This window comes from Chryseobacterium shigense (assembly GCF_014207845.1).
Lineage (GTDB): Bacteria > Bacteroidota > Bacteroidia > Flavobacteriales > Weeksellaceae > Chryseobacterium > Chryseobacterium shigense_A.
Map to the genome: position 1 here is coordinate 1,263,064 of NZ_JACHLC010000001.1, position 21,961 is coordinate 1,285,024.

The following is a 21,961-nucleotide window of genomic DNA, read 5'->3' on the forward strand; positions in this document are numbered from 1 at the left end:
TTCAAAACTATATAAATTAAATTTTTCAATATTTTTCAATATTTTTAAATAACGTATTATTTATAGTCCATATTCTTCCATATCAAAATACTATTATTAATTTAGTACGCAGAAATTTGAATTTAATATAACAACTTTGGATATGAAAAAATTAATCTTACTGGGTTCACTGTCAGTTTTTCTTATTAACTGTAACAAAAAAACGGAAACTCCCGCCCCAAAGGTTGAAGGAGATGCAACGGCTGTAGCTGAACCTGTAGTAGATACGCTTGGGCCAAAATCTTTCTGCTATATGGGTGTTACTGGAAAGGACAGTGTTTTTGCATCTATTGATGATAATCTGGGAACCATTACCGGAAAATTAGCTTATAAAAACAATGAAAAAGACAGTTCTATAGGAGATATAACAGGTTTTAAAGCTGGAGATACTCTTAAATTAACCTATGAATTCCAATCCGAGGGAACGAAAAGCAAGAGAGATATTTATTTCATTCAGAAAGATAATATTTTAACGGAAGGAATCGGGGATCACAAAGAGGAAGACGGACAGTCTAAATATGCAGATGAGAAAAAGATCAGCTATAAGGATGGACAAAAGCTGGAACCTGCTGACTGTAAAGTGGTTTTAAAAGCTTTGAAATAATACAAAAAGGTGGCTTCGAGATCCTCAGCCACCTTTTTATTTACTTTCTGATTAGAGTTCTTTCTTAATAATTTCTATAAAGCGGTCTACCGGCTCATCTCCCGTATTCCAGGAAGTAATAAGACGGATTGCAGACGATCTTTCATCAATTTTTTTCCAGACATAAAATTCAAAATGCTCTGAAAGAATTTCAATAAGTTCATTGCTTATAATAGGGAAAATCTGGTTGGTATAGGTATCCGACAGAAACTGTACTCCCCTTTCTTTCATGACATTTTTAATCTTCATCGCCTGAATATTAGCATGTTTTGCCAGATCAAAATACAGATCATCTTTCATAAGCTCCATAAACTGAATGCCCAGAAGACGTCCTTTAGCCAGCAAAGCCCCTTTCTGCTTGATATTAAACGCAAAATCCTGCTGTAAAGCTTTATTATTAATCACAATAGCCTCTCCTATCAGTGCTCCGTTCTTCGTTCCGCCCAGATAAAAAACGTCTGTAAGCTCCCCTACTTTTTCCAGTGTAAGATCACTGATTTCAGAAGTAAGACCATGCCCTAGCCTTGCTCCGTCCATAAACAGATACAATCCTTTATCACGACAGAAATTTGAAAGTTCTTCCAATTCTTTAGCCAGATAAATCGTTCCCAGTTCTGTAGAATTTGATATATACACCAGCTTTGGCATTACCTGATGCGGAATATTACCGTGGCTTTCCAGAACAGGAATAATGTCAGAAGGTCTGAGTTTTCCATCCGCGGTATCAATACTTAAAACTTTATGGCCGGTGGCTTCAATAGCTCCTGTTTCATTATTCAGAATATGCCCCGGTGCTGCAGATATCACACATTGATAGGGTCTTAAAATCGAAGAAATTACAATAAGATTGGCCTGCGTTCCTCCGGAAACTAGATAAACCTCTGAATCCGGATTTTTGATCTTTTCTTTGATCAATTTTTTTGCCTGAAGTGAATATTCATCTTCACCATATCCGGCCTGCTGCTCAAAATTAGATTGTAAAAGTGCTTGTAGAATATTCGGGTGGCATCCCTCTGAATAATCGTTTTTAAAAGAAAATTTCATAGAGTAAAATTAAAAAAAGTTAAAGGAACAAGACCAGATTTTACATAATATTTTGTTAGATTTGTAATGAAAATCATCTAACATTTTGAGAACAACATTAACAGAAGAAAATTATCTGAAGGCTTTGTTTCATTTAGTTGACAATGAAGGGAAAGTAACGATCAATGAGCTCAGCAAATTTTTAAACGTGAAAATGCCGAGCGTAAACAATATGATGAAGAAGTTTGCCGAGAAAAAATGGGTAGTCTATGAAACCTATAAACCTCTGGTAGTTACAGAAAACGGAAAACGTGAAGCTGCACTGGTAGTCCGCAAACACAGGCTTACCGAAATGTTCCTGGTAAAAAAAATGAACTTTGGGTGGGAAAATGTACACGAAATTGCAGAACAACTGGAACACGTTCATTCACAGGTATTTTTCGACAAAATGGATGAAATTCTCGATTATCCTAAATTCGATCCGCACGGAGAACCCATTCCGGACAAAGACGGAAACATTATCTCTCAGGATCTCCAGAAACTGAGCGCCTGCACCGTTGGAGAAACAGTAATATTTGCTTCTGTTACCCTTTCAGATGATGGTTTTTTAAGTTACCTGAATGAAAGAAAACTTCTTCTGAATACGAGGATCAAAATCATTAAAATTGAAGAATTCGACAAATCCATGACCATAGAAATTGGAAATACCAAAGAAATTCTCAGCAGAAAAGCTACGGAAATAATATTGGTGAAGAAATAAATACGATGGTGGCTTCGAGAGCCTCAGCCACCAATGCAGCATACATTATAGAACAACGCAAAAAACAAATGAGAATCATTCTATCAACAGCAATCATGCTGGCATTTTTTAATACAACAAAAGCTCAAAAAATATTCACGTCTGATATTGACAACTTTTGGATTGCTTATGACCATATCCGGAAAACGGAAAACAATAAAAAAGAAATTCTGGAAACCTCTTTTCTGAATAAAAAAACGGAAGGATTAAAGGATTTCATGGAAATCAAACAGTTTGGCGGAAACGATTATCTTACCGTAATTGAAAAATACCCCCAATTCTGGAATTCCATCCGTAAAAATACTTTTATTGACAGCAAAAAAATCAGTTCAATAAACCTGGCTCTGAAGAAACTAAAACTGCTTTATCCCAACAATTCAACCGGAAATATTTATTATACCATTGGAGCTTTAAAATCTGGGGGAACAACCCATAATGAAGATTTGCTTTTGGGAATTGAAAAAATTGTAGGGGATAAAAATACAATAGTTTCTGAATTTGATAATGAAAACCTTCAGAAAATGTTTTTGTATATCAATAATTCACAACTGGAGCACATCACCGTTCATGAATTTGCTCATACCTTTCAAAAAAAGGGTGAAATTAACGTACTGTCAAAAGCTATAAAGGAAGGCTCCTGTGATCTTATTGCAGAATTAACGATGAACAAAAAGTTTTCTTCACAATATATGGATTATGGATTTAAAAATTATGATAAGGTAAAAACCCTATTCAAAAATGAAATGCTTACCCATAACTTTGAAAACTGGTTTTATAATAGCAGTACAAGTAAAAATCCCGATTTAGGCTATTTTGTAGGATATGTTATTTCTAAAAAATACTATGACAATTCAAAAAATAAGAAAAGCGCAATTAAAGAAATCATCGAATTGGATTTTAATAGTGAAGAGGCAATATTTCAGTTTTTAGAAAAATCAGAATTCTTTGAAGAAAATATTGAGGAAATAAAATCTGTATATAAAGACAAGCAGCCAAAGGTTGTCCGGATTATCGGATTTGAAAACAACAGTCAAAATGTAGATCCGAAGATAAAACAGATCCAGATCGTATTTTCAAAACCAATGAATGAAAATGTTTCCATTAATTTTTCAAAATTTGGCAAAGAACATTTTCCGTTAAAAAAAATTACAGGCTTAGACAACACAAAAACAATCCTCGCGCTTGAAACAGTTGATTTACAGCCTGACACTGAATACGACTTTTACATTACAGACCGGGGAACAAAATCTGAAGAAGGTTATCCTTTTCCGGAGCAGGAATATAAAATATCATTTAAAACTGAAAAAAAATAGCTTCTGGCCCATGTAAATAAGTTAGTGTATTGGTGGCTTCGGGAGCCTCAGTCACCAATGCTGCTCAAAATTATCATAAGAAATAACAGGCAGACGGCTAAAATTACAACTGGTGGCTGAGGCTCCCGAAGCCACCAGAACCTATCATTCCAATATTTCCAAAACCCTTGCGATTTCCTCATTAGTATTGAAATAGTGTGGCGACAAACGGATAGCCCTATCCAGACCTTTCAATGTAAAATCAATCAAAGCATTACTTTTATTGCTTACTGAAAAATATACGTTGTTTTCTTTCAGTATTTTGTAAATATTTTCAATATTACCGTCCTGGGGAACAAAAGTTACAATACTGCATAAATTCTGTCCTTGATCCAATACCTTTAAGCCATTGTTTTGCAGGCGTTGTCTCAAATCTTCTGCAAGTTTTCTATTATAATTTTCAATATTCTCCAAGCCAATTTCATTCGCATATTTCAAGGCTTCCGTAAATCCAAGAAGCGAGCTGATTGAAGTTTCCCACAGCTCAAATCTTTTAGCAGTTTTCAGTAATGTATAATCATCAAAATCCGTCCATTGCGCACCGTTCATATCCAGAAATACAGGAACCATATTTCTTTCTAAAACCCTGTCTGAAACATATAAGAACCCAGTTCCTCTTGGACCGCGCATAAATTTCCTACCCGTAGCAGTAAGAAAATCACAGCCTATTTTCTCAACATCTACAGCCATCTGACCAACAGACTGACAGGCATCAACAAGAAATAATACATCATATTGACGGCAGATCTTTCCAACTCCTTCCACATTCTGAATTAAACCGGAATTGGTAGGAATATGAGTAACAGCAACAAGCTTCGGATTATATTTTCTGATTATATTTTCAAGATCTTCAAGATCCAGCTCATGATCAGGAAGATTTTTAACCCTGATCAGCTTAACTCCCCTCTTTTTCTGCAGTGAAAAAAAAGCCATCTGGTTCGAGATATAATCATCGTTGGTAGTAATGATGACATCCCCGTCTTTGAATTCAATGCTGGACAAAGCTTTGGCATAAGCATCAGTAGAACTTACCGTAAAGGCAATATTTTCAGGCCTTGCGTTGATTATTTTGGCTGCTTCCTCATAAAACCTGTTAACGTGTTTCTCATTTTTGTCCGCAGCTTCATAGGCTCCGTATTGCTGTTCCAAAAGAATGTGATCCGTCATTGCTTTAACCACGGTCGAAGGCATCAGTGATCCTCCTGCGCTGTTTAAAAATATTTTATCCGCACAACCAATTGTATTTTGTCTTATGATATTTAGATCCATACTATTATTACTGAATGATTTGAATTTACAAACTGAACTATATTTTTGTTTTATGCATAAAAAAATCCCGAAAATTTCAATCCGGGATTTATACTGTTATTTATTCTGTTAATCTAAAACACTCCAGCCTCTTTTCGGATTGGTATTGGAAGAAACTTCCTGTTCATTAACAATGATATTTTCTTTTCTCTGACCAATATAATCAAGTTCGCTCAACTTAGAGAAAATTATTTCCAGGCTGCGTAACATCTGTTGGATATACAATAAGGGTTCTCCGCAATTATGATGGTCATAATTAGTTTCTGCCACTATTGAAAGCTGGTTTAATAAGGTATGAGGTGCAATTTCACTCCATTCCAAGCTGTAGTTCAACATTTCTTCCAGTTCTGCCGGAACTAAAAGCTGGGTTGAATTATAAAGATGAAGCGCCAGTTTTGCAAATGACTCGATTAAAAATACAGGCGGCTGCCACGGAATAATATTCCTGAACTGGAAATACATATCTCCAAACGTATTCACCATGGTAGTACACAAAAACTTAACGTTCTGTGCCAATGCTGTATTCTGGTTTTTATGAGATGCTTTCTGAATGATTTTAAATGCATACTGCTGCAGGTTTCCAATGGATTTTGCGTAGCTACTGTAATAATCCAACAAAGCAGGATGGCTCTGGATAGAGGTACAAGGCGGGATAAAATTAGAATCTACCTGTGCTATATTGGCCCTTAAATCTACTTTTCCGATAATAAGATAGTTTCCTCCGGAATAGCTGCTGTTCAGTGAAGTTACCGGAAGAAGTTCAATATGGTGGTTCGGCTGTGTGTTTGGATGGCGCGGTGGAATCTCTTCTGGATCAATATCTCCAAAAGGTACCTTGTCAAAAGGGTTTACAGAGATCAGGATGTAATAATCCCCGTCTGCCTGCTCTTCGGACATGGATTTTGCCAGGGATTTAACGCTTACTCTTCTGTCGCTCAAATCTATACGGTAACCCGCCATTGTAATGGCGCTGCATCTTTTGATAACAAGCTGTACATCATTGGTAGCGGTATTGTGAACATCGAATATTGTTTTATCCGTAAATTCGTTAGGAATAGGCAGAAGTCCGTAATTATATGTAGTGATCCCAAGCGAGCTGGAATCCCTGATGGTGTCAATTAAAAAATTATCCTGATCATTAAGGTGTCGCTGGGAAACTTTCATCCCGTCTACCCAATTGATCGCAAAATGCTTAATAGGCTGTATCATAGTTAATACTTTTTAAATTTGTGTGATTATGATTTTTTCAATACTCCTTCTTCCTCATGCTGGATCACTCTTTTGCAGATCACTACTTCATTTTCTGAAATACCGTTCATAGAGATATCCTGATCGAAATCAATATATTTTCTAAAGCTGAAAAACGATTTTTTGGTGTAAAAAATCCAGTAATAAGGCTCTTTTTCTATATCTGAAAGGTGGATGATTGAGTTTGGATTTTTATGGTTGTAGTCGTCAACCACTCTATAAAACCAGTCTCCGAAGGTTACCCCGGTCGGAAGTGTTTTGGCTTTGATCCTGAAACGGTTGGCATCTTCAAGGTTTTTGCTTAATTCTACATTCAATACCATTAATCTGTCAAAATCCGCCCCTTCAAAATCCGGAAGCTTCTGGTCCGGCGAGTATCTCCATGTTTTATAGATATCAAAAGGAATGCTTATAAACTGAACATAGCAATAGTAAAACACCATCGGAACAAGGAAAATCACCATGCTCGTAGCAGCCATAACCGAATATCCTGCTCCTTTACTGATCCAGTTAAAGATCAGGGTAAACAGATATCCTCCAAAAGCAATACATGTTAATGAAAGAATGGATTCAAACAGAATACTCATTCCTACAGAATCAATATGTTTCCTGAAATATCTGTGTAGCAAATTAACGTGAATAATACCAAAAATAAGATAAATAACTTGTGCTATAAGATACCAGTACGGATTAAAAAGGTTTCCTGCAAAACCAAAGATCCCGGGCAAAGCCAAACATAAACTGCACAGAAGAACGTATATAATAATGACTTTAATTTTAATCGCAGGCTTGTTTCTTCTGATAATACCCAGAATAATCATCATAATTATTGCGATTAAAGGCATTAAAATATACCTTAAAAAAATACCTTTTACTGAAGAAATTTCCATTCGTTTCTTTTCAAATTTATACTTTGTTGGTAATTGTAAATATAATTAAATTATTTTAGAGAAATGTAGAATATCCCAGCCGGCTGGCATTTCTGTCATCATCTTCAAGACTGAACGAATATTCTTCCTTTTCCGTAACGAAGTTTTCCTCCACATCTACCGTTACCGGAAGAAAATAATCATATAAAGCCTGAAGAACCTTTCTGAACGGGCTTCCGGAAATATACCTTTTCATTTCAGTATAAGGAATCGGGCCTATATTCACTACCCAGTTCCGCTGTCCGTCCATATGTTTTCCGCTTGGAATATAGGTAACTCCCAGTTTAGAATTCCCCAGTAACATTGAATCGTCATTTCTCTCTATCCTGTCGATAACATTCGGGGCAAAAGTAACTTCTACCGGAACCTGAAGAAAAGCCGTCATACATCTTTCAAACCATTTTTTATCTCCCCTGATCTGATGAAAAAAGGGTAACAGGTAAATGAAAATATAAGCATTCTGCTTATCCAGCAGTTTTATCAGCGGCCAAAGTTCACTTACGGTATCCAAAAGTGTGTCCGTACCACTTGAAATATCAAACTCTGATTCTTTAAGCAGGGAACTGATTTCTGTAAAAAAAACTTCCAGTTCAAAAGGCTTGAAAAATTTCCGGGCGTCCTCTTCTACTCTTTTCTGTTTACGGATTTCACGTACCACTGAATCCACATTTTTTCGGGAAGCTCCTAAGGATGGCGGATGGAAAAGCCCTTCCGGCAGATAATCATAAATACCTTCCCTGTAAGTCTCTATGGTAAAAACTTCCTCATCAAATCCCAAATAACTGCTCGAAATACTTTTGATATCTTTAAGATAAGCACGGTCATTAATCCCGATTCTTTCTATAAATATATTGCTTACCGCACGATGATATTTCAAAAGATTGACCGCCACGGCTTCAGCTTTGAAGTCGGTCTGCAGTTTATTGTAATACATGTCTACAATATTATTCTCATACATAGTGTTTCCTGTGATTATGACTTGTAAAGATAATATATCTCATAAGTTTGAAAAAATAATTCGGCTATAATTTTATTCTAAAATACTAATTTATTGACACTAAAAGGAATATTCTGTGATAAATTCCGTAAAAATACGGTAATACTGCTTCTTCAATGGATTTCAGGTTCCAAATTAAAAGTAAATGCAGCCGCTGACAGGCAGAATTTTATAATCTGTTTAAAATTTAAGTGTAATCTGTTTATTCAGATTAATTTTTATTAACATTTCTGAAGTAAGAAATTGATTATAATTGATGCTTGTTCCGAAACCGGGCCGTATCTTTGCAGCTTGTAAAATGTTATTTATAATGAAAAGTATTTATTCTAAAATTCTGATTTTAGCATTCATTTCATCCTCACTTTACTCTTATGCATGGGGACTTACGGGGCACCGTATTATTGCAGAAATTGCAGAAAACCACCTGTCCGGTAAAGCAAGAAGGGAAATAAAAAAAATAATGGGTAAAGAACGCCTGGCTTACTGGGCAAACTGGCCGGACTTCATCAAATCCGATACCACCGGTGTCTGGAAGCAGGCTTCATCATGGCATTATGTAAATATTGATCCGCAGGCAGACTTTAAAGCTTTTGGCCAGAACCTGAAAATGCAGGCAGGTCCAAGTCTTTATACACAGATCAACACCTTATCCAGCCAGATCAAGGATGAAAAAACGTCTGAAAAGGACAGAAAAATTGCCCTGATTTTCCTTATTCATATTATGGGAGACCTTTCCCAGCCTCTTCACGTAGGAAGAGCGGAAGACCTTGGCGGAAACAAAATCAATGTTACTTATTTCGGGGATAAAACCAATCTTCACTCTGTATGGGACGGAAAGCTGGTAGATTCACAGAAATACAGCTATACGGAATATGCCGGTCTTTTAGATATTAAATCCAAGGAAGAAGTAAAGCAAATTCAGGCCGGAACTGTAGAAGACTGGCTGTATGATTCCCACAAGATTGCCAATAAAATCTATGCCCAGACTCCGAACGATTCAAAATTATCATTTGATTATCAGTATAAATTTAATGATACGCTGGAAAGACAGCTTCTTTACGGAGGCCTCAGACTGGCAAAAGTATTGAATGATCTTTTTTAATTATTGATCGTCGACTGTTATCAGTTAATAGCTTGTCAAAATAATAAAAGCGGGACTTAGGTTCCGCTTTTGGTTTTTTGATTAAAACCCAATGTGTAAAGTCTCGTTCATGTCTGAAATCTGATATCTCACATCTGAGGTGTGCTTTAATTTAAAAAATAATTAAAAGTGGTGTAACCTTTGTACCTCTTCATGCGTATAATATACAGTAACTCTTTTTTGAGGATAAAATTAGATGAGACAATTAAAAATCACTAAGCAGGTTACCAACAGGGAAACCGCTTCATTAGACAAGTATTTGCAGGAAATTGGTAAAGTGGAACTGATTACTGCGGACGAAGAAGTAGAATTGGCACAAAGAATACGTGCAGGCGACAGAGCAGCACTGGAGAAATTAATCAAAGCCAACCTTCGTTTCGTAGTTTCCGTATCCAAACAGTACCAAAACCAAGGTCTTTCTTTACCCGATTTAATTAATGAAGGTAATTTAGGACTGATGAAAGCAGCAAAAAGGTACGATGAAACTAGAGGTTTCAAATTTATCTCTTATGCGGTATGGTGGATCCGTCAGTCAATTTTACAGGCTTTAGCTGAACAGTCCAGAATTGTAAGGCTTCCGCTGAATAAAATCGGTTCCATCAACAAAATCAATAAGGCATACGCTCACCTTGAACAGGAAAACGAAAGACCACCTTCTCCGGAAGAACTGGCTGAAGTTCTTGACATGAGCGAGGAAGATATTAAAGAATCTATGAAAAACTCCGGAAGACACCTGTCTATGGATGCGCCTTTAGTAGAAGGTGAAGATTCTAATCTTTATGATGTATTGCGTTCAGGAGAATCTCCGAGTCCGGATAAAGACCTGATGCTTGAATCTCTTCAGATTGAGATTGAAAGAGCATTGAATACTTTAACTCCAAGAGAGGCCGACTTAGTAAGATTGTACTTCGGACTGAACGGAAAACACCCAATGACTTTAGAAGAAATCGGTGAAACTTTCGATCTTACAAGAGAGAGAGTTCGTCAGATCAAAGAAAAAGCAATTAAGAGACTAAAACATAATACCAGAAGCAAGATTCTTAAATCTTATTTAGGTAAATAATTTTAGCGTAAACAATGTATACGGAGTCTGGTTTCAGGCTCCGTTTTTTGTTTTAACCTGAGTTCGGGATAAGAGAAATTCTGTAACATCGATAGGAATGGGCTTTAGCCCATTTATGTAACGAATAACAAACACGGCTTTAGCCGAAACTTAATTTAAATTTTGGCTAAAGCCCTTATGTATTTACCTCATTCGAAACATCGGGCTAAAGCCCGACGCTATTGATATTGAAATTCAATAATTTAAACTTAATGTTTATCCCGAACTAAGGTTATTTTATTAAATCATGGAATAATTGCAGGTTATTACGGAAGTGTAAAATTTTAATCGCAAAGTTTTATTTTGAGAATGTGAAATTTGAGAGTGCAAAGAAATAATCAATCTTTGATTGATTTGATTAAGCAGGCGTAGTATCAGCAGCTTAATCAATGGTGGAAGCATATACTTTGCATAACTCAAAGTATAAATCAAATTTTCATAAAACTTTGCGTTTAAAATTCCTATTTTTTATAATCCATTGAAATATATCCAATAATATAAAATGTAACAATCTTCAAAGTATTTCCAACTAATAAGAAACAAAATCAATCTAAAAACTTATGAAAAAAATACTCTTTGCATCTGCGCTGGCTCTCTCCATAATTTCCTGTAAAGAAAACAAATCCAGAAATGCTCCGGCTGTAGAAAATGCCGTAGATAATGCAGAATCATCTGTATCAAGCTCTCTGGAGAGTTCCCGCAGCGAAGATATGATTGATAAAATTTATTCTGAACTGATCAAAAACAATAAAAACCTAAAAGCTCTGGATGACAAGCTCATCAAATTGCATGAGGACAACAGAAAAGTTCAGGAAATATATGCGGAGACCCTTCATAAATCTGAATTCTTTTATCTTGATGCCTATAACCAGGCCACTTTCATTAAAGATTCACTTCTAAAACACCAGGTGGAAAAAGAAATTAAAATAAGTTCAGACCAATATGACCTTAAAATCAGCAAAATAAAAGAGTTAATGGCAAAAGTGGATAAGAATAGTGATAGTATTACTAATCTGTACACCGCTTTCAAAATCAGAAAAACACTTCCTGAAATCGAAAAGTACCAGAAAGCTCATCCTATGAAAACGGACAGCCTGGAGAAATTCATCAATAAGCAGACTCAACTCCTGAATAAGCTGAAAAATCTGAAATAATACTGATTATTAAATATTTTACAATTACCAAAAATAATAAATGAAGTGAGGGTGAAACCTCCCAGAAAGTCCGAAAAATATAACCGCCTTACTTTATTGGTAAGGCGGTTTTATTATGTTCAGTTTTACAATAAACTATAACAAACCTAATCCGGTAGGAAAATTCAATTCATAAAAACGGAATTATTTGGAATGATTAAAATAATTCCCATTTCATATGATAATTTTACAATAAAAACATAGAAATATGTAATATTTCCAATAAAATATTCACATAAATTAATTAAACCAAATCAATAAAAGAAAATTTTATGAAAAAAACATTTATTTACTCAGTTATTGTGTTGTTTTCATTAACCAAAATTAATGCACAACGTAACATGAATGAGCAAATCAAGCCAAGTCAGGAAGAATTGCAGAGATTTCTTTCCAACATTCCTAAAGGGGAAGAAAAAGACTTTGGCTTTACTGACCGTGAACAATTCAAAAAAGCAAGTCTTGGAAATCCAATTCTCATGAAAAGCTTTAATGAAAAAGGAGAAATTATCACTGAAAACAGGTACCGGATACCCGTAATTGTGAGAGATAAAAAAGTACTGTTTATCACAACAAGGCTTACAGAAGGAAATCTGGAAATAGTAGATATGGGTGGCAGCATACTTGCCCGTGAAATCGGGAAATATGAAGCTTCAGGGATTAAGGTATATAATATCATGAGGCTTTATAATGCCAATATAGATTTTGTGCAGATAAATGATACAGAAAATGAAAAAGAAGCAAAATATTACCCGCTTTCTTCTGCTGTACAAAAGCTTACGGATGAAAAATCTTCTAAGGAATATTATTCTGCTGAAGACCTGAGAAATATCTACAAAAACACACCAAAAAACAATAATTAGCCATGAAACTGATCAAGTATTTATTCCTGTTAGGATTCTTTGCTATAGGCAAATCACAGGTTTTAAGTGTTCCCCAAACCATTCAGGAGCAAGACCAATGGTGTTGGGCTGCGGCTTCCAAAACCGTTTTAGATTATTACGGTTACCCTAAACAGCAATGCGAAATAGCCGAGTATACGAGAACAACCGCTACATTTCATAATTTTGGAAGCACAAAATGCTGTATAAGTGCTTCTGCAGGCTGCAATTATTGGAATTACCTTTCCGGTTCTTCAGGAAGCATACAAAACATTCTTTCCAATTTCGGAAGCATTACCACTTCTTCTTCCAATTCATCTCTTACCCTTTCCCAGATCAGTACGGAAATATCAAACAAAAGACCGTTCGTGATAAGATGGGGCTGGGCAGCAGGCGGAGGCCATTTCGTTGTAGGGCACGGGGTAAGCGGCAATAATGTTTATTATATGGACCCGTGGTTCGGCGAAGGTAAACATATCTCCACATACAGCTGGGTAGTTGCAGATGGAAACCACACCTGGACACATACCTTAAAAATGACAAAAAATCCTAACAGAACAACTTTTAAACAAAGTCAGGCAGAAAATAATGACGCGGTAAGTACTTCTGCCACAGAAATATCTCCTAATCCCGCCAAGGATTTTATCAATATTAAATCTGAATCTGAAATAAGCTCTTATACATTTACCTCATTAAACGGAAATACTCCTGTAAAAGATCAGAAGTTTGAAAAAGATAAAAATATTGATGTAAGTTTCCTGCAAAGTGGAATATATATCGTCAATTTGAAAACAGCAGATGGAGAAAACATATCCGCTAAGTTTATAAAAGAATAGAAAATACTTTTATAAAAATATACAAAAAGAGGCTACTAAAAAGTAGCCTCTTTCCAATTTATTTTCTGCTTTAAACTTCTAGTAAGTCAGGGTAATTCCTGCTCCCCAACCCATTTCATTGTCATAATTTCCGGAAACGGATAACCATTTCTGCAGAATATACCTCAATCCGGTTGAGAATTCACCATCAGAATTCAGAGTAAAATTTCCTCTGACCCTTCTGGAAACAGGAATATCTTCCCTGCTTAATTCCAGCAAGACTTTTCCGTTCTGGTCTACGCTGGCATCAGCTGTGATCAGCATGGGTAAAAGATATTGTACTCCTACCATAAAAGCATATTTATTTTTTGAAGCTTTCTGCTGACCAAACCATGTTTTCTTTCCACGGAATTCCATTTCCATATCTTCCATCATCTGTCTTTCCATGATCTCATGATTTTTCTGAATCCTGAAACCTGCATACGGAAGTATCCACTGGAATTTTCCCAGAAATCTTCCTACTTTTACATTTCCTTCAAAATGATCAAAATCCCAGTTGGAATGAAACTGGTTCAGATTAGCCCATCTCGGTCCGAACATCGTCATTGTTTCTGCATGCACTTTATTGCTTGCCATATCCAGCATGGCCATAGAACTGATCATTTGGTTATCTTTCAGGAAATTTTTCCAGGCTAGTTTTCTGTCGGGCAGCTGTGGATTGGGTTTTGAATTTTCATAGCTGAATATTCTTCCCATTCCGGCCATCATGTGGTATAATATATGGCAGTGAAAAAACCAGTCGCCATCCTGATTGGCTGCAAATTCAATGGTATTTGTCTCCATTGGCATAATATCCACAACATTTTTCAGCGGAGAATATTCCCCTTTTGAATTAATCAGCCGGAAATCATGACCGTGAAGATGCATCGGATGGCGCATCATGGAATTATTGTACATGGTAATTCTCAGGATCTCACCTTTTTTTACAAGGATTTTATCTGTTTCAGTCACAGTTTTGTTATCCAATGTCCACAAATATTGATTCATATTTCCTTCCAGTGTAAATTTCAGTTCCCGTACGTTTTCACCTGGAAGAATTGTTTTTTCAGGAGATTTTAAAATATTGTAAGACAGTCTTTTAATTGTTTTCTCTTCCTTCATATTCATCCCAGAATGTTCACTGTGATTGGTAGCTGAGGCATTTGAAGCCGCGTTTTCCTTCGTCTTGGTCCCCATCATCTCATTCATGTGCTTCATTGTCATTTTTCTCTGGCTTTCAGGAAGTTCAGGATACATTACCTCATTCATATCCATCATCTGGTTTCCCATCGTCATATTCATTGGCTTCATGTTTCCGCTCATTTCCATCATGCCGTTCATCATTTTCATTCCTTCAAAAAGCAACAGCCTCGGCAGATCAGGAGCCGCCATTTTTTCACCGGAACCCAGCCATAATGAGGCATGTCCTATCCTATCTTCTGATGTGGAACGGAACTCAAAGCTTTTGTTTTCAGGGATTGTTACTTCGATGTCATAAGTTTCGGAAACCCCGATGATGAGGCGGTCAACTTCTACCGGAACTACATCATTTCCGTCATTTCCCACCACTTTTATTTTTCCGCCTCCATAATTCAGCCAGAAATAAGTGGATGATCCGCCGTTGGCAACTCTAAGTCTTACTTTATCTCCTGCTTTGAGGTTAGAATAATCAGAACTTGGGACACCATTGATGAGAAATTTATCGTAATATACGTCACTTACATCCATTGCCTCCATCCTTTTCCATTCATTCAGAGCTTTGGTTTCAAAATTACCGGATTTGATAGCTTCCCAATAACTTTGCACTGCATTTTTCTTAATGGCATACCAGTCCGTATTGGCCATATGAAGCCTTCTGGCGATCTGCATAGGATCTTCATCACTCCAATCTCCCAATAATACAGGTATTTCTGCATTGTAAGACGGCTTGGGCTCTCCTTCCCTTTTGTTAAATACAAGAATACCATTCATTCCGATCTGCTCCTGTAAAGCTTCATGGGAATGATACCAATACGTTCCGTTCTGAGATACCCTGAATTTATATAAATGCGTTTCTCCCGGTGTTACAGGCTTTGTCGTAAGATATGGAACGCCATCCTGTTCATTGGGAAGGATCACACCGTGCCAGTGAAGACCCGTATTTTCCTTAAGCATATTATGCAGATAGATTTCTGCGGTATCTCCTTCTGTAAAGTATAAAGTCGGTGCCTGTAGTTTTCCGTTGATGGCAATTGCTCTCCGGTTCTTTCCGGTGAAACTGACAATCGTATCTTTTACATAAAGGTCATACCGAACTGTTTTCCCTCCGAAAGTTATTTTCCCGTTTTCAGAATTTCTTTTGAATACATACTGATCTGTTTTCGGTTCTTCTGTTATTGTATGCTGATGGGTTTCTTTTTCTACAAGCTCCATACCACATTTTGGGCATTTTCCCGGTTGATCTGAAATAATTTCCGGATGCATCGGGCAAGTGTAATTAGTTTGAGGCTTATCAGAATGAGCTTTATAAGCAGCTCTTTCTTTTTTTGCCTCTATAACTTTTGGCTTTATCTTAGTCTGAATTTTAGTTTTATTTTTCTTAGGTGTTTCTATTGCTTTCTGTACTGTTTTAATCTCGGATTTCGGCTGTGGCTGGACCGTAGTTTTGGTTTTTACCACAACGGTTTTCTTCACCAGTGTCATTTTGCATTTTGGACAGTCTCCCGGTTTTGAGGATACTACTTCAGGATGCATAGGACAGGTATAATAGGTTTTTGTTGATTGAGCGAAAGTAAAAACAGAGAATAAAAGCAACAGAAATATGATTAGTTTCTTCATGATATTCTGAACTTTTTAAAGATGCACGACTTAAAGCTAATTAAAGATTAAACCTCACAACTTATTGTTTTAAAATAAAATACAATGATAAGTTTAAACAGATCTGATCATTATTTTATTTCTGACTTTACACTTCCGCAGGAAAGCATGGATTTTCCGTAATATGGGTTTACAATCTGTTTTTCGTCACTTAGCCAGCTTGAATCTGCCATTGGACAATATTGTACATAAACCGGTTTTTCTGAAAGTTTAAATTCTTTGGTTAAAGCGATCATGTTCTCTGAAAGATTGGAGAAGGTTTCTCTTTGTGCCGTAATATTTCTTGCATCGGAAATAGCCGTGGCATCTTTTCTCAAAATAGTAAGATTTCCTTCTGAAACTATTTTATAATCAACAGTTGAAACTGTTTTGATGAATTCTGTGGCTGCTTTTGAAGTTTTATCTGCATCATCAGAAGCCAGCGCGGATTTAATATCAATATAGTTCTGATATAATTTTGAAAGCTGGGCGTCTTTTTTAGATTGTGCAGAAAGTGAAATAATAGAAAATAAAGACAGTACTGCTGTAATGATATACTTTTTCATTGGTTTAAATTTTAGAATTAATGTTTAATAAAGAATAACTGAAACGCATCATGCGCTGAACCGTGTTGCCTGCGAAGGAATGCTCATCCGATACATACCAGACAACAGACGGATCTTAAATTCTAAAATGACAATGATTGATATAAATAGGAACAGGCCTGTATTCCGGCGGACCATTGATTCTTATCCGGGTAAATTTTGAAGCTGAAAAAGATTTGTCGGCAAAGAAAAACTGATGCTCAGTAAATTCCGGAACAATTTGGCCTGAAAAAACAATTTTAAGAAGATCAGATTTTTGGGAATCATCTACTTTTACAACTTTAATCTCAGTTTTACAGCATCCTTTTTTTTCCTTAACACCACATTTACCACAGATATCTGTAGTTTTCTGACTTACAGAAACAAATTCCTCCATACAGAAATGTACACTGAAAGCTGCCCCGGAAGAAAATCCAAAGTAGAAAACAGAGAATAATATGGCAAGAATCTTTTTCATTGGTAAGACAAAGGTAGAAATATCCCGGAAACCCGTGTTATAAAATTCTGTATACTTGTTATAAAATTCTGCAAAATAGAAAAGCTCCTGAAAAATTTCAGAAGCTTTTATTTTTTCTCGCTGATTTTGAAGATTGAGCTGATTTTTACTATTAAGTTATTAACTAATTTCTAAAATCTAACTTCTAACCTCTATCTATAGTTTGAATTCAAGTTTTACATTGAAGAAACGTCCTGTAAGGCGTACCGGAACCGGATACATTACATTAGAATTATAATCTGTGATCCACTGGTTGGCAACGGTATTGTTGATATTAAATGCGTTGAATACCTGAACACCTAAAGTTAATTCTTCAAAATTACCCCAGAAACCATATCTGCTTTTCTTGTTTTTGGAATCAATGAATACTTTTGACAATCCTAAATCTACTCTTTTATAAGCGGGTAATGTTCTCTGATACTGGTAAGGATCTGTGAAAACAGGTGCTCCGTTCGGAAGTCCCATAGCATATACCAATGTAAGGTTTACGCGCATTGACGGGAATTTCGGCATATAATCCTGGTAGAACATGGCAAATCTGAATCTCTGGTCTGTAGGTCTAGGAATATTTCCTTTTCCATCAATATTTTCATATATTCTGGCATAACTCGCAGACAACCATGAATCTACTCCCGGAACAAATTCTCCAAATAACCTGGTATCAATTCCATACGCATATCCTGAAGCATTATTCTGCCCTGAATAACGGATTCTTACATTATCCATATAATAAGGAATCAGGTCATCCATTTTCTTATAATAGGCTTCCGTAGTCAGCTTAAATGGCCTGTCATACATATAGAATTCGTAATCATGACCAAGGATCAGCTGCATGGAACGCTGGGATTTTATACTGGAATTAAAGTTTCCGTCAAGATCTTTGATCTCTTTATAGAAAGGTGCCTGGTAATAAATTCCTCCGGAAAGCTTGAAGAGCATATCTGAATCCCAGTCAGGTTTTATGGCAAACTGGAATCTTGGTGAAAAAATAGTTTCTTTGTTAAAGCTCCAGTTTGCAACCCTTGCTCCGGCATTCACAAATACTTTGTTGGCTCCCCAGTAAAATTTCTGGGAATACTGGGCATAAGCAGAAAGCCTTGAAGGTTCTATTTTATTTTTTCCTGCGATCTGGTAAAACAGTTCCAGATCTCCTGACTCCCCGGTTCTTGGATCATCAACAGGTCTTGGAATACTGTATCCTGAAGAATCTACCAGTTTCCATTCGTTGGTATTATCATTCAGGTTTTCTTTTTCATATTTAACTCCTACTTCTATATCCGTATTGATATTAGGTGAGAATTTTGCTCTGAACTGTGTTCCGTAAGTTCTCACAAACAGGTCATTTCTGGCATGTTCTATCTGTCCGCCCCCGTCAAAAGAAGGAACCGGATCTCCTGTTACAGGATCAAAAGTCTGGATCTCATAGCCTGAAGCAATGGTATAATATTCTTTTTCTCTGTTCTGATAGGCAAAACTGTCCAGCGTAAACTTCCATTTATCTGAAGGTTTATAGTTCAGAGAGAAAGTTCCCATCATATTTTTATACATATCCTGCTCACGTCCGCCATAGCCAATATTTACGGTAATCGGCTGCTGAAGGCTTCCGAAAGTAACGCTCTTGGCTTTTGGAACCATTTCGTAATCGTTCTTGGAGTAATATCCAATGAATGACATGGAAAATTTATCGCTGAGATGATAATTGATATAAGACTGGAAATCCCAATAGGTTGGATTAAAATCCGTATCCTCATTCAGGGTGTTGAGAACTAAATTGGTATTTCTGTATCTTCCTGAAAATAAAGCAGTCAGTTTTTTGTTTTTTGAAGCTAACCCCGCTGTCAGTCTTCCGCCAATCAAACTTGCTTCTCCAGAAAGTTCAAATTTTTCAGGTTCGCGATAGTAAATATTCAGGGCTGAAGACATTTTATCCCCGTATTTCGGTTCAAATCCTCCGGCAGAGAAATTGACTGTTGAAACCATATCAGGATTGATGATACTCATTCCTTCCTGCTGTGAGTTTCTGATCAGAAAAGGCCTGTAGATCTCAATATCATTGATATAGATAAGGTTTTCGTCATAGTTTCCACCACGTACCATATATTGCGAAGACAGCTCGGTATTGGAGTTTACGGAAGGAAGTGTTTTAAGAATACCTTCAATTCCTCCTCCTATGGAAGCAACTTCTTTAGCATCTTTTGCCGAAATTCTGACATTGTTAATGTCGTTCGTTTTTCCGATTACTTTTTTCTGGAAAACGACTTCCTCAATATCGGTTACTCTTTCTGCCGTATCTCTTTTTTTATTTTGAGAGAAAATAAGCATAGGAACCATAAGGCTCAGCGGTAAAACTAGTTTTTTCAAAAGAAATATTTTAAGAATTTCTAAAAATAGGGATTTTTTAACAATTACAAAATGGATTCTCTGATTCTTGTTAATTTCTTTAACAAATCTTCCAATAAATCTAATCTTAACATATTGGCACCATCTGACAAAGCGGTTTCCGGTGTAGGATGAGTTTCAATGAAAATTCCGTCTGCTCCTACAGCAATTCCTGCCTTTGCTACCGTTTCTATAAGATCCGGTCTTCCGCCTGTCACTCCTGAACTCTGGTTAGGCTGCTGTAATGAATGGGTAACATCCAGAATAACCGGCGCGTATTCCCTCATGGTAGGAATCCCTCTGTAATCCACAATCAGGTCCGTATAGCCGAAAGAGTTTCCTCTCTCAATAATAGCTACTTTCTGGTTATTGGAATCTGTAATCTTCTGAACAGCGAATTTCATAGATTCCGGAGAAAGGAACTGTCCTTTTTTCAGGGTTACGCATTTTCCTGTTTGTGCTGCGGCCACCAAAAGATCGGTCTGGCGTACTAAAAATGCAGGGATCTGAAGCACATCAACGTATTGTGCAGCCAGCGCGGCATGCTCATTTTCGTGGATGTCCGTTGTAGTAGGAATGTTAAAGGTCTCTCCCACTTTTTTAAGGATTTCAAGGGATTTTTCTTCGCCAATGGTTGTAAAAGAATCTACACGGCTTCTGTTTGCTTTTTTGAAGCTTCCTTTGAAGATATATGGAATATTATATTTGTCTGTTATGCTTATTACTTTTTCTGCAATTCTCAATGCCATATCTTCGCCTTCAATGATGCACGGACCGGCAATAAGAAAAAAGTTTTTTGAATCTTTGTGATGAATATTATCTAAATACTGGATCATTTTTATTTTAATTAAAAAGTTCAGTAAAAATACTTATAAAGTTTCAGAATCGAAAATTATTTGAAGGCTTTAACCATTCCAAATATAATGACGAAATTTTAATAATTCATCTGCTTATAATTACCCCTGTTGTGTATAATTACTATAACAATTAAATTTTTCAACCACATATTTCACTGATTTGCACAGATGATTGCGTGTAATTTTATGCAATTTCAATATAGTATAACATAAATACCTGTGCAAATCAGTAAAATCTGTGGTAAATAAAAAAACAGAAAATATTGAAATTTCGCATTCATATCATCAATTTCTACATCTGCAAAATGGATTAATGTAGAATAATATATAATAACCTTTATTATTTTATAACTTTATACTATGAAACCTAGAGAAACTTTGGATGAATTTTATGTTCTGCATGGAAAAGAACATGATCAGGAAGCTCATTGCAGTGTGCATCGCAGAGAAGATTTTGAATGCAGCAAAAGCTTAAAGCCTGTGTACCGCAGAGATTTTTATAAAATATCAATGATGTGTGAAGGAACGGGAATATTAAGTTATGCAGATAAATTCATAAAGATAGACAGACCTTCCATTGTATTTCTCAATCCTTTGATTCCCTATTCCTGGGAGCCTATTTCTTCTATACAGACCGGCTATTTCTGTCTTTTTACCGAAGATTTTGTAAGCTCTGAGCTTAAAAACGAAAGCCTTTCCCAGTCGGTTTTATTTAAAGCAGGAGGAAATCATGTATTTTTTCCTGATGAGTCCGGTATACATCTGCTGAAAAATGTGTATGAAAATATGCTGAATGAAGCTCAGTCGGATTATGATAATAAATACAGCCTTCTCAGAAATTATATCCAGATCATCATGCATGAAGCGATGAAGATGCAGCTGCCTCAAACATATGACCAGCATTCGAATGCTTCCGAACGCATCACTACATTATTTTCAGAGCTTCTGGAAAACCAGTTTCCGGTTAGTCCGGAAAATGTAATGCTGTTAAAAAATGCGAATGAATTTGCAACACAGCTTAATATACATACCAACCACCTTAATAAAGCCCTTAGAGAAACAACCGGCAAAACAACATCAGACTGGATTGCCTCACGAATCATCAGGGAAGCAAAATCCCTGCTCCAGTTCAGCAATTGGAGCATCAGCGAAATCGCTTACTGCCTGGGCTTTGAACATTCTTCCAATTTTATTATTTCATTCAAGAAAAAGACGGGAGACTCTCCTAACCAGTTCAGAAAGAAAATCCTCTCCAAATCATAACCTTTGATTTGTTCTGCATA

The 21,961-nt window shown here is 36.3% G+C and carries 19 protein-coding genes; 9 read left to right on the plus strand and 10 right to left on the minus strand.

The genetic code is table 11. The features are described from left to right. Nucleotides 1–142 precede the first annotated feature (142 nt). Nucleotides 143–643: a hypothetical protein gene (locus HNP36_RS05830; protein WP_184159481.1), complete on the plus strand. Its 501-nt coding sequence runs from the start codon at nucleotides 143–145 to the stop codon at nucleotides 641–643. Between the two features lie 51 nt (nucleotides 644–694). Here the strand turns inward: HNP36_RS05830 and HNP36_RS05835 are convergent, their stop codons facing one another. Continuing rightward, nucleotides 695–1,726: a threonine aldolase family protein gene (locus HNP36_RS05835; protein ID WP_184159479.1), complete on the minus strand. Its 1,032-nt coding sequence runs from the start codon at nucleotides 1,724–1,726 to the stop codon at nucleotides 695–697. An 85-nt stretch (nucleotides 1,727–1,811) separates the two neighbouring features. Here HNP36_RS05835 and HNP36_RS05840 point away from each other — a divergent pair, with 85 nt between their 5' ends. Beyond that, on the plus strand, nucleotides 1,812–2,465 hold the full coding sequence (locus HNP36_RS05840) for a metal-dependent transcriptional regulator (protein WP_184159477.1): 654 nt from the start codon (nucleotides 1,812–1,814) through the stop codon (nucleotides 2,463–2,465). A 68-nt stretch (nucleotides 2,466–2,533) separates the two neighbouring features. Beyond that, nucleotides 2,534–3,817, plus strand: coding sequence for a hypothetical protein (locus HNP36_RS05845; protein WP_184159475.1), 1,284 nt, complete (start codon nucleotides 2,534–2,536; stop codon nucleotides 3,815–3,817). A gap of 144 nt (nucleotides 3,818–3,961) precedes the next feature. On the opposite strand, the gene HNP36_RS05850 is transcribed toward HNP36_RS05845, so the two are convergent. From HNP36_RS05850 to HNP36_RS05865, 4 genes are all read right to left on the minus strand, one after another. Next, the gene (locus HNP36_RS05850) at nucleotides 3,962–5,125 is read right to left on the minus strand and encodes an aminotransferase class V-fold PLP-dependent enzyme (protein WP_184159473.1); all 1,164 of its coding nucleotides are present in this window, start codon (nucleotides 5,123–5,125) and stop codon (nucleotides 3,962–3,964) included. Between the two features lie 108 nt (nucleotides 5,126–5,233). Further along, the gene (locus HNP36_RS05855) at nucleotides 5,234–6,373 is read right to left on the minus strand and encodes a hypothetical protein (RefSeq protein ID WP_184159471.1); all 1,140 of its coding nucleotides are present in this window, start codon (nucleotides 6,371–6,373) and stop codon (nucleotides 5,234–5,236) included. Between the two features lie 26 nt (nucleotides 6,374–6,399). Then, nucleotides 6,400–7,302, minus strand: coding sequence for a TssN family type VI secretion system protein (locus tag HNP36_RS05860; RefSeq protein ID WP_184159469.1), 903 nt, complete (start codon nucleotides 7,300–7,302; stop codon nucleotides 6,400–6,402). A 55-nt stretch (nucleotides 7,303–7,357) separates the two neighbouring features. Next, a complete protein-coding gene (locus HNP36_RS05865; RefSeq protein ID WP_228456264.1) occupies nucleotides 7,358–8,275 on the minus strand; it encodes a type VI secretion system baseplate subunit TssG in 918 nt (305 codons plus the stop codon). A 373-nt stretch (nucleotides 8,276–8,648) separates the two neighbouring features. Here HNP36_RS05865 and HNP36_RS05870 point away from each other — a divergent pair, with 373 nt between their 5' ends. From HNP36_RS05870 to HNP36_RS05890, 5 genes are all read left to right on the plus strand, one after another. Then, nucleotides 8,649–9,440 carry a S1/P1 nuclease gene (locus HNP36_RS05870; RefSeq protein WP_184159465.1) on the plus strand — a complete coding sequence of 264 codons (792 nt, stop codon included), beginning with the start codon at nucleotides 8,649–8,651 and terminating at the stop codon, nucleotides 9,438–9,440. A gap of 235 nt (nucleotides 9,441–9,675) precedes the next feature. Then, complete coding sequence (locus HNP36_RS05875; protein WP_002979276.1) at nucleotides 9,676–10,542, plus strand: RNA polymerase sigma factor RpoD/SigA; 867 nt, start codon at nucleotides 9,676–9,678, stop codon at nucleotides 10,540–10,542. Nucleotides 10,543–11,141: 599 nt separating this feature from the next. After that, nucleotides 11,142–11,735, plus strand: a complete 594-nt coding sequence (locus HNP36_RS05880; RefSeq protein ID WP_184159462.1) for a hypothetical protein — start codon at nucleotides 11,142–11,144, stop codon at nucleotides 11,733–11,735. Between the two features lie 311 nt (nucleotides 11,736–12,046). Then, entirely contained in the window at nucleotides 12,047–12,634 is a 588-nt protein-coding gene (locus tag HNP36_RS05885; RefSeq protein WP_184159460.1) for a hypothetical protein, read from the plus strand. A gap of 2 nt (nucleotides 12,635–12,636) precedes the next feature. Then, nucleotides 12,637–13,488 (plus strand): T9SS type A sorting domain-containing protein, encoded by an 852-nt coding sequence (locus HNP36_RS05890; protein WP_184159458.1) that lies wholly within the window; start codon nucleotides 12,637–12,639, stop codon nucleotides 13,486–13,488. A 78-nt stretch (nucleotides 13,489–13,566) separates the two neighbouring features. On the opposite strand, the gene HNP36_RS05895 is transcribed toward HNP36_RS05890, so the two are convergent. The 5 genes from HNP36_RS05895 to kdsA all read right to left on the minus strand — a co-directional run bounded on the left by HNP36_RS05895 (nucleotide 13,567) and on the right by kdsA (nucleotide 20,657). After that, a complete protein-coding gene (locus HNP36_RS05895; protein WP_194304105.1) occupies nucleotides 13,567–16,323 on the minus strand; it encodes a multicopper oxidase domain-containing protein in 2,757 nt (918 codons plus the stop codon). A gap of 110 nt (nucleotides 16,324–16,433) precedes the next feature. Further along, the gene (locus tag HNP36_RS05900; RefSeq protein WP_184159456.1) at nucleotides 16,434–16,907 is read right to left on the minus strand and encodes a DUF3347 domain-containing protein; all 474 of its coding nucleotides are present in this window, start codon (nucleotides 16,905–16,907) and stop codon (nucleotides 16,434–16,436) included. A gap of 115 nt (nucleotides 16,908–17,022) precedes the next feature. Further along, the gene (locus tag HNP36_RS05905) at nucleotides 17,023–17,403 is read right to left on the minus strand and encodes an HYC_CC_PP family protein (protein WP_228456266.1); all 381 of its coding nucleotides are present in this window, start codon (nucleotides 17,401–17,403) and stop codon (nucleotides 17,023–17,025) included. 195 nt (nucleotides 17,404–17,598) lie between these two features. Then, nucleotides 17,599–19,803 (minus strand): TonB-dependent receptor plug domain-containing protein, encoded by a 2,205-nt coding sequence (locus HNP36_RS05910; protein ID WP_184159453.1) that lies wholly within the window; start codon nucleotides 19,801–19,803, stop codon nucleotides 17,599–17,601. Nucleotides 19,804–19,847: 44 nt separating this feature from the next. Then, nucleotides 19,848–20,657, minus strand: a complete 810-nt coding sequence (gene kdsA / locus HNP36_RS05915; RefSeq protein ID WP_184159451.1) for a 3-deoxy-8-phosphooctulonate synthase — start codon at nucleotides 20,655–20,657, stop codon at nucleotides 19,848–19,850. Between the two features lie 381 nt (nucleotides 20,658–21,038). On the opposite strand from kdsA, the gene HNP36_RS05920 reads away from it, so the two are divergent. Next, on the plus strand, nucleotides 21,039–21,941 hold the full coding sequence (locus HNP36_RS05920) for a helix-turn-helix domain-containing protein (protein ID WP_184159449.1): 903 nt from the start codon (nucleotides 21,039–21,041) through the stop codon (nucleotides 21,939–21,941). The last annotated feature ends 20 nt before the right edge of the window (nucleotides 21,942–21,961 follow it).

Coding starts and splice junctions, on each gene's coding strand:
- HNP36_RS05890 (WP_184159458.1), top strand. CDS start 12,637: ATGAAACTGATCAAGTATTTATTCCTGTTAGGATTCTTTGCTATAGGC.
- HNP36_RS05885 (WP_184159460.1), top strand. CDS start 12,047: ATGAAAAAAACATTTATTTACTCAGTTATTGTGTTGTTTTCATTAACC.
- HNP36_RS05880 (WP_184159462.1), top strand. CDS start 11,142: ATGAAAAAAATACTCTTTGCATCTGCGCTGGCTCTCTCCATAATTTCC.
- HNP36_RS05870 (WP_184159465.1), top strand. CDS start 8,649: ATGAAAAGTATTTATTCTAAAATTCTGATTTTAGCATTCATTTCATCC.
- HNP36_RS05845 (WP_184159475.1), top strand. CDS start 2,534: ATGAGAATCATTCTATCAACAGCAATCATGCTGGCATTTTTTAATACA.
- HNP36_RS05865 (WP_228456264.1), bottom strand. CDS start 8,275: ATGTATTACAATAAACTGCAGACCGACTTCAAAGCTGAAGCCGTGGCG.
- HNP36_RS05835 (WP_184159479.1), bottom strand. CDS start 1,726: ATGAAATTTTCTTTTAAAAACGATTATTCAGAGGGATGCCACCCGAAT.
- HNP36_RS05900 (WP_184159456.1), bottom strand. CDS start 16,907: ATGAAAAAGTATATCATTACAGCAGTACTGTCTTTATTTTCTATTATT.
- HNP36_RS05905 (WP_228456266.1), bottom strand. CDS start 17,403: ATGAAAAAGATTCTTGCCATATTATTCTCTGTTTTCTACTTTGGATTT.
- HNP36_RS05920 (WP_184159449.1), top strand. CDS start 21,039: ATGAAACCTAGAGAAACTTTGGATGAATTTTATGTTCTGCATGGAAAA.
- HNP36_RS05855 (WP_184159471.1), bottom strand. CDS start 6,373: ATGATACAGCCTATTAAGCATTTTGCGATCAATTGGGTAGACGGGATG.
- HNP36_RS05830 (WP_184159481.1), top strand. CDS start 143: ATGAAAAAATTAATCTTACTGGGTTCACTGTCAGTTTTTCTTATTAAC.
- HNP36_RS05850 (WP_184159473.1), bottom strand. CDS start 5,125: ATGGATCTAAATATCATAAGACAAAATACAATTGGTTGTGCGGATAAA.
- HNP36_RS05895 (WP_194304105.1), bottom strand. CDS start 16,323: ATGAAGAAACTAATCATATTTCTGTTGCTTTTATTCTCTGTTTTTACT.
- HNP36_RS05860 (WP_184159469.1), bottom strand. CDS start 7,302: ATGGAAATTTCTTCAGTAAAAGGTATTTTTTTAAGGTATATTTTAATG.
- kdsA (WP_184159451.1), bottom strand. CDS start 20,657: ATGATCCAGTATTTAGATAATATTCATCACAAAGATTCAAAAAACTTT.
- HNP36_RS05875 (WP_002979276.1), top strand. CDS start 9,676: ATGAGACAATTAAAAATCACTAAGCAGGTTACCAACAGGGAAACCGCT.